We start from the raw sequence: 15,438 nt of genomic DNA, 5'->3' as shown, positions 1-15,438 counted from the left end.
GGGGGCGCCGCCGGCGGCGCACCGGGGGCCGGATACCAGACCAGGGTGTGCGCGACCACCTGGGCCCTGGACACCGGGGCCGAGAAGTCGGCGAGCACCCGCAACGCGCGGTCCACGGTCGCCGCGTCCACCGAACCGACCGCGGCGCCGGTGACCGGTTGCAGCGCGACAGCGGCGAACCAGCCCTGCTCGTCCTGCCCGATGCCGAGCCGGGTGCCCCGGTCGGTCAACTCGATGACGCCCAGCTCGGGTGCGAGCGCGGCCAGCCGGGGGTCCACGGCGGTCCCGCCGGCCAGCGCGGCCGCCGCCCGTTCGCGGCGGTGGCGGAGCCGGCGACGCAGCAGCAGGTCGTCGAACCACCAGCGACCGCCACGGCGGGCGAACGCGGCCACCACGACAGCGACCGCCAGGGCGGCGACCGTGGCGAGCAGCCAGCTCGGCCCGGCCGTCGCGGCCCAGACGGCGAGGGCACACACCTCGAGTACGACGAGCTGGCCGACCAGCACCGGACCGATGCGACCCCGACCCGGCCGATCGGCCGCCGGGGTGGCCCGTACCGGGACGTCGGACGGCCTCGCGACCGCATCCGCGGGTGGCGCCTGAACCTGCGTCATCGCTGACTGTCCCTCCTGGACGGTACGACTCTGCGCCGGGTCGGCCCGGCACCGATCCGGCGGCGGCCCCGAGGACCCGCCGTCGGCCCCTTATCGTAGGGAAGCCCGCGACGGCACCCCGAGGACATCGTCGCGGATCCACCCCGCCGGAGGTAAGTCATGCGGACCCGCCGCGATCAGGTGCAGGCGTACCGCTTCGTCACCCGTCGGATCGTCTCCGCGCTCGTGTCGGGCGATCCGGAGACGACCAACCTGCCGATGCGACGGCTCGGCATGGCGGTCTTCGGCAGTGTGATCGCCGCGGCGGTGGTGCTCGGCGGCGTGGGCGCGTACGGCCAGTTGACCGGGAACACCGCGCCACTGGAGGAGAACAGCCTGGTCATCGAGCGGGAGACCGGCGCGACGTACGTGTTCGCCGAGGGACAGCTGCATCCGACGCTCAACTACGCCTCCGCACGGCTGATCCTCAACGAGCCCGACCCCACGGTGCGCACCATGTCGCAGGCGGCGCTGCGCGACCGTCCACGGGGGCACACCGTCGGCATCGTCGGCGCGCCCGACGCGTTGCCGGACCGCAAGTCGTTGACCGGCCTGCCGTGGTCCGTCTGCGACGTGCCCGACGCGGCCGACCCGCGCCACTCCACCACCCGCGTCGTGATCGACCGCGCGCTGCCCGGCGGTGCGCCGCTCGGCGACCGGGCGGTCCTGGTCACCGTCGACGGTCAGCGGCACCTGCTCACCGGCAACTCCCGGCTCGAGGTGCGCGGCGGTGACCAGGCGGTCGCGGCGCTGCGGATGACCGGCACGGCACCGCTGCCGGTCGGGCAGCAGCTGCTCAACGCCGTGCCGGCCGGGCCGCCGCTGCGCAAGCCGTCGCTGCCCGGAATGGGCGACCGCAGCGGGCTGAGCGTCGCCGGCCGGCCCGCCACCATCGGTCAGGTCTTCCAGGCGGCGGGGCAGCACTACGTGCTCGCGCGGGAGGGTCTCGTCTCGATCAGTGAGATCACCGCCCTGCTGCTCATCAGTGGCGGCGGTCAGATCACCGACATCACGCCGGACCAGGCCGGTCGGCTGTTGACCGAGCAGCGGGTGGACGCGGACGGAATGCCCCGGACGCTGCCCACCCTGTACCAGGCCCGGGCCGGGCAGACGCTGCTCTGCGCGACGTACCGGGCCGGCAGCGCCGGTGGTCCCCCGACCACCACGCTGGAGGTCTTCGACCGGGCTCCGGCGGAGTTGACGGCGGACGAGCCCGGCTCGGTGCCGGTGCGCCAGACCAACCGGGACGCGGTGCGCACGGCCGAGTCGGTGCTGCTGCCCGGCGGCAAGGGCGTACTGGCCCAGGCCGCGCCCGGCGCCGGCACCAGCGGGTCCGGTGCCGCCGGCGCGACGGTCTACCTGATCAGCCCGCAGGGTGTCCGGTACCCGCTCGGTTCCGCCGAGACGCTGGGGGCGCTCGGCTACGAAGGGGTCACCCCGCTGGCGGTGCCCGGCTCGCTGCTCGCGTTGATCCCGACCGGGCCCACCCTGGACCGGGAGGACGCGCTCGTGCAGTTCGCACCCGGTGACGCGCCGGCGTCCGCGTCCGTGCCGCAGCCCACGTCGTCCACTACGGCCACGAGCGCCCCGGCGAGCGGCGGCACGGGCGGTGGGCTGCCCGGGGCATCGACCGGCGCCGACGGCTGAGCCGTTCGGACGGGTCGCCCCGGGTCGCGGCAGTGGACTAACCTGGGTTCGCTGACGGTTGTCAACCAGAACGACGGGGATGTTTGCCATGACCGGGCGTACGGAAGTCGACCTGCTGTCCCTTGAGGACTTCCACAAGCACCTGGCGTCGCGGCTGAGTCAGGCCGAGTCGGTGCTGCGCAAGCTCAACACCGAGATGCAGTGCAGTCCACCGGCGTTGGGATCGTTCACCGACGCCACCCAGAATTCACGCCGCTACAGCGAGGTCCACCAGTCGTACGTGGATCAGGCCGAGCGGCTCCGGCAGGCGGTGCAGGCGGCGCAGCAGGCGACCAGCACCATCCTGGCCAACTACCGCACCGCCGAGGCGCGTAACGCGGCCAACGCCACCGACATCACGGCTGCGCTGACCGGTGTCGACCGGGCGTTGCAGCCGAAGGGGGACGGCAGTGTCTGAGTACACCCAGCGCTACCAGGGCAAGAGCCACCGCGAGCTGTACGACGCGGTGATGGCCGGCAAGCCGGAGCAGATCGAGGGGATCGCCGCCCAGTGGGCCGCCCTCAAGGGCATCCTGGACGGCCTCGGCCGGGAGCTGAGCGGCGACCTGGAGAAGCTCGGCAACACCTGGACTGGCCCGGCGGGTCGGGAGTTCCAGCGCCGGCTGACGCTGATCGTCGATCACTCCGACGCGCTGGGCGAGGGCATGGCCGGCATCAAGCAGGGCCTCACCATGATGGCTAGCCAGCTGCGCACCGCGCACAAGCAGGCCGAGAGCCCGGAAGAGACCGACGACAACGACCAGGCCATCTCGGGCGCGCTCAAGGGTGCCGCCTTCGGCCTGCCCGGTGCCGTGGTCGGGGGCATCATGGGCCACCAGCAGGACAAGGAAGAGCAGGAGAAGGCCCACCAGCGGATGGTGAACGTGGTTGCCGAGCTGGCCGCCGGCTACGACCTCTCCGCCTACGACCGGGTGGTCGACCCGCCCCACCCCCACCCGGAGACGCCGAAGACGACCAATCAGGACCGGCCGACGCCGCGCAGCGGCCCGGCCACCACGACGCCGTCGGCAGCTCCGACCGCCACCGGCCTGACCGCGCACACCGGCGGCGCGACAGTCGCGACGCCCGACGGGGTGGCACCTCCGCCGGCCGGCGGGGGCGGTTCCGTCCCCGGCCAGGACGGTGGCACCTCGGTCGTCGCCATCGGGCCGGAGGGCACCGGTAGCGACCCCGAGGGCAGCACCACCTCCCTCGCCAGCGCGGACCCGCTGCTCGGCGGGGCTCTGCTCACCGGCGGGGCGGCCGGGCTGGCCGGGCTGGCCGGGCCGACCACCACCGTGGCTGCCAGCGCCTCGGGCGGGCCGAGCCTGCTCTTCGGGGCACCGGGCGGGGCGCCGGCCGGTGGGGTGCTGCGCACCTCCGCGCTCGCCGGGTCGAGCAGCACGCCCACCACGGCGGCCCGGCCGACCGGCGGCGCTGCCGCCGCCGAGAGCCGGTCCGCCAGTGGCGTCGGGCGGAGCATCGACGGCCGCCGCGGTGAGTCCGGTCGGTCGGCCGCGGGTGGGCGCCAGGGTCTGACGGGCAACGGCCGGGGCGCCAACCGCCCGGGGGTGCTCGGCGGGCACGGTCGCCCCGAGGACGACGAGTCCGACGAGCGGCTGACCTGGCTGACCGAGGACGAGATGGTGTGGCAGGACGGCGGGGACGCCGCGCCGCCGGTGCTCGGCACCTCCGGCTGACCCGCCGACGGCACCCGGCGCCGCACGAGATACCCGAGTGACCCCTGCCGCCTGCTGCGGCGGGGGTCACCGTGGTTCGGCCCTCGGCCCTCGGCCCTCGGCCCCCGGCCCCCGGCCCCCGGGCCCCGGCCCTCGGCCCTCGCACCCGGATACGGTGCGGCCGCAGGTCAGCACCGTCCACAGTGGCGACGGTGGTGGCGGTCACTCCCATTCGCCCGCTGTCGTGCTGCGCCATGCCGGGTCGGGCGATAGGTTGGTCGGGTGTCGTCCGCAGCCCTGGTCCGCCCAGCCCGGTGGGCCGTGCTGTGGTCACTGCGGGAGCTGACCCGGCTGGCGGTCACCGCGCTGGTGCTCGCGGTCGGCCTCGGCGGCGCGCTCGCCGCCACCCCGCCGTCCGCTCAGGCGCAGCTGCGGCCCAGCGCCGTGAGCAGCCGGGTGGACGCCGTTCAGCCGGAGGCCGTCGCGGCCACCGAGCGGACGAGCCAGCCGGCCGCGCCCCGGCCGAGCAGCGACGCCATCGTCGCCGCGCCGACCGGCCCGGTCCTCGCGGGCGCGGAGCACACGTCGGCCGTTGAGCCCGGCCGCGGTACCCCGCCCCGACGCGGCCCTCCCACCAGCTGATCTCAGGCCGTCAGGCCACCCGACGCTCCCCGTGACTTGGCTCCGGGTCGTGCGTCCGGGTGCCCGGGTCGCCGCCACCGGCGCTACCCGCAGCCAGACCCGATCCGGCTCGCGAGATCCCGCCCAGCGGGGATCGGCCCGAGCCTCGGGCGGCCATCCGCAGCTCACCCCGACCACTCGGAGCCCGGCGCGTCGACACCAGTCGAGCGACCGGCCCGGTGCCGTCAGGACCCATCCGTCGATACCGTCGTTCGACCGCGAGGTGCTGATCATGCAGACCGTCCTCTCCGCCGTCCTGCCCGACGTGCCCCGGGCCGCCGCCATCTGGCTGAGCCTGCTCGGGGTGGTGGTGGTCGCCGTCGCCGCGCTCCTGCTGCGACCCGGCCGGCTCCGCCTCGACCCGGCCGCCCGGATCCGCAACGCCGCCATGCCCAGCCAGCTCGAACAGGCGCTCCAGGAGCGGGAGCAGAGCCGCTACGCGCAGGAGGTCGCGGTGGCCGCCGAGCGCGCCACCACCACCGCCCAGCGTCGACGGGCGGAGTGGGTGGCCGCGCAGGAGACCGTCGAAGCCGCCTGGCAGGCGCTGGAGGCGGCCGAGGCCGGCGTACGACGGCTCGGCGCAGCGGCCGCGATGCCGCTGCCGCAGACCGCCCGGACCCCCGCCGAGTACGCCGACCGCGAGCGCTACCTGCACCGGGCCGCGCTGGACGCGTACTGGCGGCGGGAGCTGTCGGTGGAGCAGCTCAGCGACGTCTTCGCGCACCGCGACGGCTGGGACCCGCGGCTGCACCCCGTCGATCAGGAACTCGTGCTGCAGCGGGCGATCCGCGACAATCTGGCCGCCCGGCACGTCGCGGCCCAGGAGCGGGAGCAGGCGGCCTGGCGGGCCGCGGAGCTGGCCGTGGCGGCGGCTCGTAGCCTTCGCGAGGAGGCCCACGCGGCGACCGGGCGGCGGGTGGCGGAGTCGGCGTCGGTGCTGCCGCTCAGCGAGGTCCTCCGGCCGCCGACCGAGCAGACCCGGGAGAACGCGGTGGTCGCCCGCGGTCGGGCGGCGGTCCCGGCGTTCTGACCCGGTGGCCCGGCGGTTCCGGTTTCGCGACCCGGCGAACCGGGCCGGGCCGGCGCTGGTGGGTTAGCGTGACGGCATGTCCCGACAGGCGTGGGTCCTCGTGGTGATCGCCGGCATCCTGGCGATCGCCACACTGGTCGGCGCGGTGGTGCTGGCGGTACGGGTGGTGCGCACGAGGCGGCTGCTGACCGGGCTCGGCGCGGGCGGCAAGATCGCCTTCTACGGGGCGCTGATCTACACGATCTTTCCGGTGGACATCCTCCCGGACCCGATCTACCTGGACGACATGGGTGTTCTGGCCGGCGCGCTGATCTATCTCACGCGGCTCGTGCACAAGCGCCGGGCGGCCGGCCTTCGCCTGCCCGGGCAGCCGGACGCGCCGCCGGATCCGGACCGCGCCCGCTCCGTACGATGATCGAGGTTGGCGCACAGGACGGGGGACGGACGTGGCGGGCGATCATCGGCTGGACATCCGCGACGACCGGGTGGCCGCCTTCTGCGCGGAACGGCACCTGGCGACACTGACCACCCTGCGCGCCGACGGCACCCCGCACGTGGTGCCCGTCGGGGTCACTCTCGATCCGGCGGCCGGGCTGGCCCGGGTGATCACCTCGGGTACGTCCCGCAAGGCTCGCCAGGTGGCCGCCGCCGGCGCCGACGGCACTCCGGTGGCGGTCTGCCATGTGGACGGCCGCCGCTGGTTGACGATCGAGGGCCGGGCGGTGCTCCGGTCGGACCGAGCCGCCGTCGCGGAGGCGGAGCGCCGCTACGCCGAGCGGTATCGGACCCCGCGCCCGAATCCGGAGCGCGTGGTCATCGAGATCACTGTGACCGGGTTGCTCGGGAGCCTCTGAGCCGCACTGGCGTTCTGTCCGCTTCATGCCACCATGCCTGCTTCGGGCCCTCCCACGGCCGCACGCGGTCTCCCGGAATCTCGCACCGGCGACAGCCGTTGCACCTGGTCACGACGCCCCCGGCGGCAGCCGGCGACGGAATGTCGGCCGAAGCAGGGCCGTTACGTCCCCGGTACGCACGGCCGAGACCGCCACGGAGGCGGCTACCCCCGAACGGAGACTCGACCATGAACCCGATCGTGCAGAAGAGCGGCCTGTCCGTCGTCGGCCTGCTGGTCGCTGGCGGTTGCGCCCTCGGCCCTGCGGTCGCCGCGCAGGCAGCGCCCGCGCAGGGCGCCCCGCCCTCGTCGAGCCAGACCAACCGGAGCGCGGAGCGCATTCTCGACGTCGACTACCAGGCCCAGCCGAACTTCTTCTACTGCGGCCCGGCCGCGACCCGGATCGCGCTCTCCGCGCAGGGCAAGGCGCTGTCCCAGGACGAGGTGGCCAAGCGGCTCGGCACCACCGAGGCGGGCACACCGTCGGCCCTGGACACCACCCGCGTGCTCAACGAGCTGACCGGCGGTCGCTACCGGACCACCGAGATCCGTGACTCGGTGGCCCGCCCCGACCAGGTCGAGCAGCTGCGCCGGGACGTCCTGGCCGCGATCGACGCCGGCAGACCGGTGGTGGCCAACATCAAGGGCACGACCGTGGACACCGACGGCAACCCGCACTCGTACGAGGGCGGCCACTACCTGACGCTCGTCGGCTACCGCGACGGCGGGGACAGCATCCGCGTCGCCGACCCGGCCGACCCGGCGCTCGGCGAGTACTGGATGAGCCTGCCGAAGGTCGCCAACTGGATCGCCGAGCGCGGCTACTCCTCCTGACCCTGACGGTTCACCGGGCCGGTCTCTTCCGCGCGGAGAGGCCGGCCCTGTCGTCGCGTCTGCGGGAGGCGTGGTGCGCTCGCCGACGCGCCCGGGTGGCCCGAGTCGGCCGGGCGCGGTGCAGATGGTGTCGGGTCGGCGGGGAGATGGCCGCCTCGCCGGCACCGGCCGCCTTGCGCACGATCCGGTTGGCGTCGTCGGGCTCGCACCCCGCCGCCCGGAGCAGGTCGCTGGCCGCGGTGCGCAGGCCGGTGACGAGGGCGTCGCCGAACGACCTGACCCCGGTCGCGGCTGCCCGTCCGGCCAGCTCGGCACACTCCTCGACCAGCTTCCGGGTGCACCGCGGGGTCTCGCCGACCCGGCACTCCGTTTGCATCTCCGCCACCGCCTGCCCCAGCCGGGCGATCGCGTCCGGCAGCTCCGCCGGAATCGGCTCGTCGTACTGCAGGGCGGTCGTCGACCAGCGGGCCAGCGCGTGGCTGTCCAGCAGCAGCCGTTCCAGGTGCGACGCGCTGCGGGCGTACCGGTGGAACTGTTGACGGCGGTGCCAGCGTGCCGGCGCGATGGTGACCACCTCCTCCGCCCCACTCAGCGAGTCGTTCAGGCGCCCCACGTCGCCCTCGGTGCCGCGAAGCCGCTCCAGAACACCCTGCGTTCGGTCGACGTCGCGCTGCCGTACCGCCTCCGCCAGCTCGGCGAGTTGCTCGCGCAGGACCGCGAAGATCGGCGTGGCGGCGCGGTCGAGCACCCGTATCGGGTTGATGGGCAGGAGCAGCGCGACCACCAGGAGGCCGACCGCGCCGCCGACGAGCGCGTCGAAGATCCGGGGCAGCTCCAGGCCACGTTGCATCGGGGCCAGCGTGGCGATCAGTACGGCGGTACCGCCAGCCTGGCCGACCAACGGCCCGCCCTTACCGGCCACCAGGAGGGCGCTGGCGACGGCCAGGGCGACGACCACGCCGGTCTGCCACGGCCCGGAGCCGACGATGAAGCGCAGCGCGTCACCGATGACGATGCCCAGGCCGACGCCGAACAGCAGCTCGAAGGTTCGTCGGGCCCGCTGGCCGATGGCGGTGGCGATCGTACCGACGGCGGCAGCCGGGGCGAAGACGTGCGCTCCGGGGCCGAGGAAGTGCTGGGCGATCAGGGCGGCGAGCGCGGCGGCCAGCCCGGCCTGGATCGAGATGACCAGGGTGACCTCCCACTGCCGGGCCCGGATGCGGCTGGCCTGCCCGCTGCGGTGTCGCACCCGCTCGACCGCCTGCCCGCTCCGCTCGGCAGCCTCGCCGAGCGCCGACCGGTCCCGGTCGGCTGGTGGGCGGTCGTCGGCCATGGCGGCGGTTACCCGGGGGACGTCCGGCCAATCGTGCCCCTCCGCCCCACCGGCACCGGCCGTACGTCAGCCACCGCCGTCCCGGCTGACCTGGTCGATCAGGGCGGCGAGCAGGGCGGTACGGGGTACGACGGAGTCCAGGTCCAGCCACTCCGACGGGCTGTGGTCCGCGCCGCCGACCGGGCCGAGTCCGTCCAGTACCGCCGCGCCCGCCTCGGCCAGCAGGTTCGCGTCGGCGCACCCGCCGGTCGCGGTGTGGGACACCGGTACGCCCAGCCCCGCCCCCACCTTCGCGGCCAGTTCGGTGAGTCGACGATCGACAGGGCTCGGCTCCCAGGGTGGGGTGGGCGCGTGGACGGCCACCTCGGCCCGGACTCCGGAGACGGTCGGCACGGCCACCAGCCGGCGGATCTCGGCCAGCGCCGCCTCGTACTCGCCGGTGCGCCAGGCGCGCAGGTCGACGAGCATCCGGGCCTGATCGGCGACCACGTTCGGCCGGTTTCCGGCGTGCAGGTGCCCGACGTTCACCGTCACACCCGGCCAGCGGCCGTTGAGCGCGTCCAGCGCGACGGTCAACCGGGCCGCGGCGAGCAGGGCGTTGGCGCCGCGTTCCGGTTCGATACCGGCGTGCGCCGCGCGGCCCCGCAGGGTGACCTCCAGGTCCGCCACGCCCTTGCGGGCGGAGACCAGGTCGCCGTTGTCGCGGGCGCACTCGAGGCAGAGCGCGACGTCGACCTCCGACCCGAGGCGGCGCAGCAGGGCCCGGCTGCCGGGCGAGCCGATCTCCTCGTCGGGGGTGCAGACCAGGATCAGCTCCCCGTACTCGGCCAGCCCCAACCGGGCCAGCACCTCCATCGCGGCCAGGCCGGCGAGCACACCGCCCTTGTCGTCGCACACCCCGGGGCCGTACGCCCGCCCGTCCTGAACCCGGAACGGACGGGCGGCTGCCGTGCCCGGCGGGAACACCGTGTCCAGGTGGCCGGCGAGCAGGATGCGGCGGGTGCCGCGTCCGCGCCGGCGGGCGATCAGCACGTCGCCCAGCGGCGTGCCGGCCGGGTCGGCGACAGGCTCCCGCTCCACCGCCAGGCCGGCGGCCAGGCACCAGGTCTGCACGAGATCGGCCGCCGCGCGCAGTCCGTCGAGCTGTCCGGAACCGGAGTCGATGCCGACCAGCTCGGCCAACCGCTCGTGGTACGCGGTAAGCCGGTCGCCGGCGGCGGTGAGCAGCGGATCCATCACAGCACCTTGTCGAAAAAGGCGCGGGTGCGCTCGTGCCGGGGGTTGCCGAGCACGTCCGCCGGTGGGCCGGCCTCGACGACCACCCCGCCGTCCAGGAAGGCCACCGAGTCGGCCACCTCCCGGGCGAAGCCCATCTCGTGGGTCACCACGATCATCGTCATCCCTTCGGCGGCGAGGCCCTTCATCACGTCCAACACGTCACCCACCAGCTCCGGGTCGAGCGCCGAGGTGGGCTCGTCGAAGAGCATCAACTTCGGGTGCATGGCCAGCGCGCGGGCGATCGCCACCCGCTGCTGCTGCCCGCCGGACAGTTGCCCGGGGTAGGCGTTCGCCTTCTCCGCCAGCCCTACCCGTTCGAGCAGCCGCAGCGCTTCGTCGCGGGCCGCCTCCCGGGCGGTGCCGAGCACCCGGACCGGCGCCTCGATCACGTTGCCCAGGGCGGTCAGGTGTGGGAAGAGGTTGAACCGCTGGAACACCATGCCGATGTCCCGGCGGCGTCGGGCCACCTCGCGGGCCTTCAACTCGTAGAGCTTGTCGCCGCTGCGCCGGTAGCCGACCAGCTCGCCGTCGACCCAGAGCTGGCCGCCGTCGATCCGTTCCAGGTGGTTGATGCAGCGCAGGAACGTCGACTTGCCCGAGCCGGAGGGGCCGAGCAGGCAGGCCACCTCGCCGGGCGCCACAGCGAGGTCGATGCCCCTGAGCACCTCGATGGGGCCGTACCGTTTGGTGACCGACTCGGCCCGGACCATGGGGACCCGTTCGGCGACGGTCATCGCACTCCTCCTCGACTGAAGCCGCGCCCGAATCGCCGTTCGATCGCCCACTGCCCGGCGGAGAGCAGACTCACCAGCGCCAGGTACCAGATCGCGGCGACGACCAGCAGCGGGATCACCTTGTAGTTGCCCTGGTAGACGGTCTGCACGGCGGTCATCAGGTCCCGCCCGGCGATGATCGAGACCAGGGCGGTGGACTTGAGCATGGTGATCGTCTCGTTGCCCATCGGCGGGATGATCACCCGCATCGCCTGGGGCAGCACCACCCGGCGCAGGGTGAGCGCCGGGCTCATGCCGAGCGCCGCGGCGGCCTCGGTCTGGCCGCCGTCGACGGCGAGGATGCCGCCCCGGATGACCTCGGCGGCGTACGCCATCTCGTTGAGCGACAGGGCCAGGACGGCGGCGACCGTGCCGGTGACCACCACGCTGGTGGGCTGGTCGAACAGGACGGTGCCGGTGAACGGCAGGCTCAGCGTCAGCCGGGGAAAGAGCGCGCCGAGGAAGCCGAAGAAGATGATCTGCACGAGCAGCGGCGTGCCCCGGAAGACCCAGATGAAGCCCCAGGAGACCGCCCTCAGCACGGGGTTGAGCGACAGCCGCATGACCGCCAGCAGGACGCCGCCGACGGTGCCGAGCACCATCGCCAGCAGGGTCAGCCAGAGCGTGGTGACCACGCCGTCGAGGATGTAGTCCTTGAACAGGTACTCGCCGATGGTGGCGGGTTCGAGGTTGGGGCTGTCCAGCAGCGCCCGGAGGAACAGGGCCGCCAGTCCGACCACGAGCAGCGCGGTCAGCCACCGACCGTAGTGCCGCACGGGGACCACCCGTACGGTCTCGGTGTCGTTCATGTGCAGTGCCTCCTGCGGAAAGCGGTGCGGCGGTCGCCGGGCGCCTTTCGGACCCGCCCTCACGGTGTGGAAAGGGCGCCCGGCGACCGCGGTTCAGGGGGTCGCCTACCGCGGGGTCAGTCGATGGCCTGGTCGATGGTGGCCTGCTTGACGGCGATCGGGGTCTGCTTCCACTGGCCGAGGATCTTGGCGTAGGTGCCGTCGTCGATCAGTGACTGCACGGCGGCCCGGTACGCCTCGGCGACGTCCTTCTTGCTCTTGAGGAAGCCGAAGCCGTTCGGGCTGGCCAGCCAGCCGTTGGGGGCGGACGGGTCGTCCGCCAGGTCGGCCTTGCCGGCCAGCGTGCCGGCGGTGTCCACCAGGTTGACCTTGGTGGCGGCGACGACCTCGACGTTGCCGGCGATCAGGGCCTGCACGGCCTGCGGGTTCTCCGGGTACTCCTTGACCTCGACAGCCCTGCCGGCGCAGCTCTCCTTGGAGTACGCGGCCAGGTTCTTGGCCTGGTTGCTGGCCTTCTGCACGGCGACCTTGCGCCCGCAGAGGTCCGCGACGGTCTTGACGCCGAGCGGGTTGCCGGTCTTGACGAGGAAGCCGGTGCCGGAGGCGGAGTAGTCGACGAAGGTGGCGACCTGCTGGCGCTCCTTCTTGTCGGTGATGCCACCGGCGATGGCGTCGTACTTGCCGGCCTGGAGGCCGGGCACCAGCCCGTCGAAGGGCTGCTGGGTGAAGGTGGCCTTGATGCCCAGCCGGGCGGAGGCGGCGAGGAAGAGGTCGTAGTCCAGACCCTTGAACTCGTCGGTCCGCCCCTCCTGCTTGAAGTCGATGAACGGTTCGTAGGGGGCGTTGGTGGCGACCGTGACCGTGCCCCGCCCGCGCAGGTCGGCGGGGACCTTCTTGGCGAGGTTGGCGTCGGTGCTGATGGGGCCGACGCCCTCGACGGTGACCGTGACGGTGGGGGCCTCGCCGCCGGAGCCGGCAGCGGTGGAGGAGGTGCCGCCGCAGCCGGCGGTGACGGCGAGAAGGGCCGTGGCCGTGGTGGCCAGGGCGAGCTGACGGATGCGCATGGGGTGTCCTTCCGGGTGCCAGACGTACCAGCACCCGGACTGTAACGCACATTACTATTTCTGTGGGGTTACAGTTTTCTGTAACGGCGGTCAGCCGATGTGGAACTCCTGCTGCGCCTGTTCCATCGCCTTCAGTCGGGTGCCCGCGACCGGCCCGAGCCGGTCGACCACCGCCGCCACCACCGTCTCCACCAGGGCCAGCGCCGGAACGAAGCTGTCGTACAGCGAGGGCGACTCCACCCGGCCGGGCAGCACCACCTCGGCCAGACCGGCCACCGGGGACAGCCACCGGTCGGTGAACAGCACCACCCGGGCACCGCGCCCGGTCACCTCGCGGGCCAGTGCCAGCGTCGGCTCCTCGTACCGCCGGAAGTCGAAGAGCACGACCAGGTCACGCCGGCCCACGTCGACAAGCATGTCGGTGCGCTCGACCGGGCTGGCCGGGAGCAGCCGGCTCCCCCCGCGTACCTGCATGAGGTGCAGCACCAGATAGTGGGCGAGCAGCCCGGAGAACCGGCCGCCGGCCGCCGTGACCCGCAGCTGCTGGTCGGCGAGGAGCCGGGCCGCCGCGTCCAGCTCACCCTGCGGCAGCTCGACGAGCGTGCGGGCGACCGCCTCGGGCAGCCGCGCCGCCGCGCGGGACAGCGCCCCCGCCGGCGGTTCGCCCGTTCGTTCCGCCGCCCGGTACGCGGTCAGCGGCGAGACCTCGCGCTCGGTCAGCTCGTCGCGCAGCGCGCGCTGGAACTCCGGGTAGCCACCGAAGCCGAGACGGCTGAGGAAGCGCAGCACGGTCGGCGCGCTCACCTCGGCGCGCTCGGCCAGGGCGGCCACCGTGCCGAGCCCGGCCGCCGGATAGGCGGCGAGCAGGGCCCGCGCCACCCGCCGCTCGGCCGGGCTGCACTCACCGAGGCGCTGCCGGATGAGGGCGGCCACCCCGACGGCCGCCGGCTCGACGCCGTCGGGATCAGAACCGCTGGGGTACGCCACCGGCCGGGCGCCCGGCTGGTCGGCGTGATCGGAGGTCGACACGCGCTGAGCCTAGCCGTGGCCCGAGGCGGCGCGGACGCGCCGAACGCGCCCGCGCCGCAGCGGTGATCAGGACTTCGTGACGGTGCAGCTGTAGTCGGCGCTGCCCGATCCCGAGTACGCCTCCAGCTCGACGTAGTAGGTCGCCGAGCCGGACGCGGTACGGGTGGTGGACGCCGACTCGCCGGTGCCGGCGCCGTCGTTGACCGACCTGGTGAGCGTGCTTCCGGTGGAGCTGAGCAGGTAGAGATCGGCGTCGTACGCGGTGGGCACCGCGCAGTTCACGGACAGCGTCTGCCCGCTGGCGAGGCTGACCGTGAAGTAGTCCCGGTCCGTGCCGCTCTTCATGTCCCCCGTGATGGTCAGCGGGTAGCTGCGGCCGGTCACGTCGTTGGCCGCGGCGCGGGAGTCGTTGGCCTCGACCTCGGCATAGCTGGACCCGCCGGTGGGCGGCGGCGTGGAGCAGTCGGTGACCGGCGTACCGCTGTAGAGGCTGCCGCTGGGGACGCCACTGGTGACGCTCTTGAGGTAGTAGCCGCAGGTCGGCCGGTTGCCGAAGTGGTAGCTCTGACCGCTGGTCAGCTTCCAGATCTTGAAGTTGGAGTAGGTCAGGGGTTGGCCCGAGCTGGCCACCTCCGGCTGGTGGTCGCCGAGCACGACGTACGCGCTCGGCCCGCTGAGGGTGGCCAGGCCGAAGCGGTCGATGAAGAGCGAGGCGCCCTCCTCGACGCCCACTCCCCACGCCTTGCCACCGCTGGTCCGGCCATCCTTGATGGACCGCGCCACGAACGCCATGAGCCGGCCCATCCGGTCCCGGGTGACGAAGTGCGAGTCGTTGATGGTGTCGGCGTAGTTCGGCCAGCGGAACATCCCGGTCGTGAACGTCATCGACGCGTCGTACGGATCGTCGAGGGCGATGGCCGAGGTGGCGCTGCCGCCGCAGGCGTCGTACACGATGTCGCTGTTGACGTGGTGCCCGGCGCTGCCGCCGCCGACCCCGCCGCCCTTGGCCACCACCGACTCGACGGACGCCTCCAGCGCGGTGCCCTTCCACGCCACGTACCGACACTGGTCGCCGCCAGCGAAGTAGACGAACTCGGCGTTGCGGATGTCGGTGTTGACCTGGCTGTTGTTGCCGTCGCTGGCGGCGGTGAGGGTGAGCGTGGTGCAGGAGTTGACGCCGCTCAGCCCGGTGATCACGTCACACTCCGGGGTGCCGGTGCCCGATCCGGCGACGACGGCCACGTCAATCGAGCCGGAGCCGCCGCGAATCGCGGCGATCGCCTGGTTCATCGTCGCGGCCACGATGCCGCCCGAGCCGTTCATGGTGTACGCCGGGCCGGACCAGCTGGCCCGGCTGACGTCCGTCGAGCTGCCCTGCCGGACCCGGGTGACCTGGGCGTACGCGGCGGTCACCCCGATCGGTGCCACGGTCAGCAGGGTGGTCGTGGTGACGAGCACCGCGAGCCGCTTGCGGATGGGGTTACGGGAAGGGGACATGGGCACCTCCGAGGGGCCACGAATCGATGAAACAGAAGTTACATCCATCACGTTCGTTGCTCAATAAGTAACCCCTGTTACATCTCGTCGCAGCGCGCGCGGCGACGAGGCCCGATCGGCACCACCGGGACGAGCGGTATGACTCCCCGTCATATTGATGACGGAGATCGGAAGAGCACACCTAATAACACAGTCACAAC

General features: G+C 73.4%; 15 protein-coding genes and 1 pseudogene. 8 read left to right on the top strand and 8 right to left on the bottom strand.

Annotated elements, in window-relative coordinates; genetic code table 11:
* A pseudogene (locus tag ABZU46_RS26280) lies at positions 1–614 on the bottom strand (type VII secretion protein EccE); the annotation flags it as partial.
* A 159-nt stretch (positions 615–773) separates the two neighbouring features.
* Between ABZU46_RS26280 and eccB the strand changes: the two are divergent.
* From eccB to ABZU46_RS26240, 8 genes are all read left to right on the top strand, one after another.
* On the top strand, positions 774–2,300 hold the full coding sequence (eccB, locus tag ABZU46_RS26275) for a type VII secretion protein EccB (RefSeq protein ID WP_354861917.1): 1,527 nt from the start codon (positions 774–776) through the stop codon (positions 2,298–2,300).
* Positions 2,301–2,388: 88 nt separating this feature from the next.
* On the top strand, positions 2,389–2,757 hold the full coding sequence (locus ABZU46_RS26270) for a hypothetical protein (RefSeq protein WP_007454914.1): 369 nt from the start codon (positions 2,389–2,391) through the stop codon (positions 2,755–2,757).
* Positions 2,750–4,039, top strand: a complete 1,290-nt coding sequence (locus tag ABZU46_RS26265) for a WXG100 family type VII secretion target (protein WP_354861915.1) — start codon at positions 2,750–2,752, stop codon at positions 4,037–4,039. The genes ABZU46_RS26270 and ABZU46_RS26265 overlap by 8 nt, the downstream gene beginning before the upstream one ends.
* A 261-nt stretch (positions 4,040–4,300) precedes the next feature.
* Entirely contained in the window at positions 4,301–4,660 is a 360-nt protein-coding gene (locus ABZU46_RS26260; RefSeq protein WP_354861914.1) for a hypothetical protein, read from the top strand.
* 271 nt (positions 4,661–4,931) lie between these two features.
* The gene (locus tag ABZU46_RS26255) at positions 4,932–5,729 is read left to right on the top strand and encodes a hypothetical protein (protein ID WP_354861912.1); all 798 of its coding nucleotides are present in this window, start codon (positions 4,932–4,934) and stop codon (positions 5,727–5,729) included.
* Positions 5,730–5,805: 76 nt separating this feature from the next.
* The gene (locus ABZU46_RS26250) at positions 5,806–6,144 is read left to right on the top strand and encodes a YkvA family protein (RefSeq protein ID WP_354861910.1); all 339 of its coding nucleotides are present in this window, start codon (positions 5,806–5,808) and stop codon (positions 6,142–6,144) included.
* Between the two features lie 31 nt (positions 6,145–6,175).
* Positions 6,176–6,583 (top strand): TIGR03618 family F420-dependent PPOX class oxidoreductase, encoded by a 408-nt coding sequence (locus ABZU46_RS26245; protein WP_354861908.1) that lies wholly within the window; start codon positions 6,176–6,178, stop codon positions 6,581–6,583.
* A 227-nt stretch (positions 6,584–6,810) separates the two neighbouring features.
* The gene (locus ABZU46_RS26240; RefSeq protein ID WP_354861907.1) at positions 6,811–7,455 is read left to right on the top strand and encodes a C39 family peptidase; all 645 of its coding nucleotides are present in this window, start codon (positions 6,811–6,813) and stop codon (positions 7,453–7,455) included.
* Between the two features lie 10 nt (positions 7,456–7,465).
* On the opposite strand, the gene ABZU46_RS26235 is transcribed toward ABZU46_RS26240, so the two are convergent.
* The 7 genes from ABZU46_RS26235 to ABZU46_RS26205 all read right to left on the bottom strand — a co-directional run bounded on the left by ABZU46_RS26235 (position 7,466) and on the right by ABZU46_RS26205 (position 15,238).
* On the bottom strand, positions 7,466–8,788 hold the full coding sequence (locus ABZU46_RS26235) for an FUSC family protein (RefSeq protein WP_354861905.1): 1,323 nt from the start codon (positions 8,786–8,788) through the stop codon (positions 7,466–7,468).
* A 66-nt stretch (positions 8,789–8,854) separates the two neighbouring features.
* Positions 8,855–10,024, bottom strand: a complete 1,170-nt coding sequence (locus tag ABZU46_RS26230) for a M20 family metallopeptidase (protein WP_354861904.1) — start codon at positions 10,022–10,024, stop codon at positions 8,855–8,857.
* The gene (locus tag ABZU46_RS26225; protein WP_354861902.1) at positions 10,024–10,800 is read right to left on the bottom strand and encodes an amino acid ABC transporter ATP-binding protein; all 777 of its coding nucleotides are present in this window, start codon (positions 10,798–10,800) and stop codon (positions 10,024–10,026) included. The genes ABZU46_RS26230 and ABZU46_RS26225 overlap by 1 nt, the downstream gene beginning before the upstream one ends.
* Positions 10,797–11,648, bottom strand: a complete 852-nt coding sequence (locus ABZU46_RS26220) for an amino acid ABC transporter permease (RefSeq protein ID WP_354861901.1) — start codon at positions 11,646–11,648, stop codon at positions 10,797–10,799. The genes ABZU46_RS26225 and ABZU46_RS26220 overlap by 4 nt, the downstream gene beginning before the upstream one ends.
* A gap of 116 nt (positions 11,649–11,764) precedes the next feature.
* On the bottom strand, positions 11,765–12,712 hold the full coding sequence (locus ABZU46_RS26215) for a transporter substrate-binding domain-containing protein (RefSeq protein ID WP_354861899.1): 948 nt from the start codon (positions 12,710–12,712) through the stop codon (positions 11,765–11,767).
* Between the two features lie 90 nt (positions 12,713–12,802).
* Positions 12,803–13,741, bottom strand: coding sequence for a MurR/RpiR family transcriptional regulator (locus ABZU46_RS26210; protein ID WP_354861897.1), 939 nt, complete (start codon positions 13,739–13,741; stop codon positions 12,803–12,805).
* Between the two features lie 66 nt (positions 13,742–13,807).
* Complete coding sequence (locus tag ABZU46_RS26205) at positions 13,808–15,238, bottom strand: pre-peptidase C-terminal domain-containing protein (RefSeq protein WP_354861896.1); 1,431 nt, start codon at positions 15,236–15,238, stop codon at positions 13,808–13,810.
* Between the last annotated feature and the right edge of the window lie 200 nt (positions 15,239–15,438).

This window comes from Micromonospora sp. NPDC005197 (assembly GCF_040608295.1).
Taxonomy (GTDB): Bacteria; Actinomycetota; Actinomycetes; order Mycobacteriales; family Micromonosporaceae; genus Micromonospora.
The sequence above is the reverse complement of the archived record's forward strand: the minus strand, read 5'-3'. Positions and strand labels throughout refer to the sequence as shown.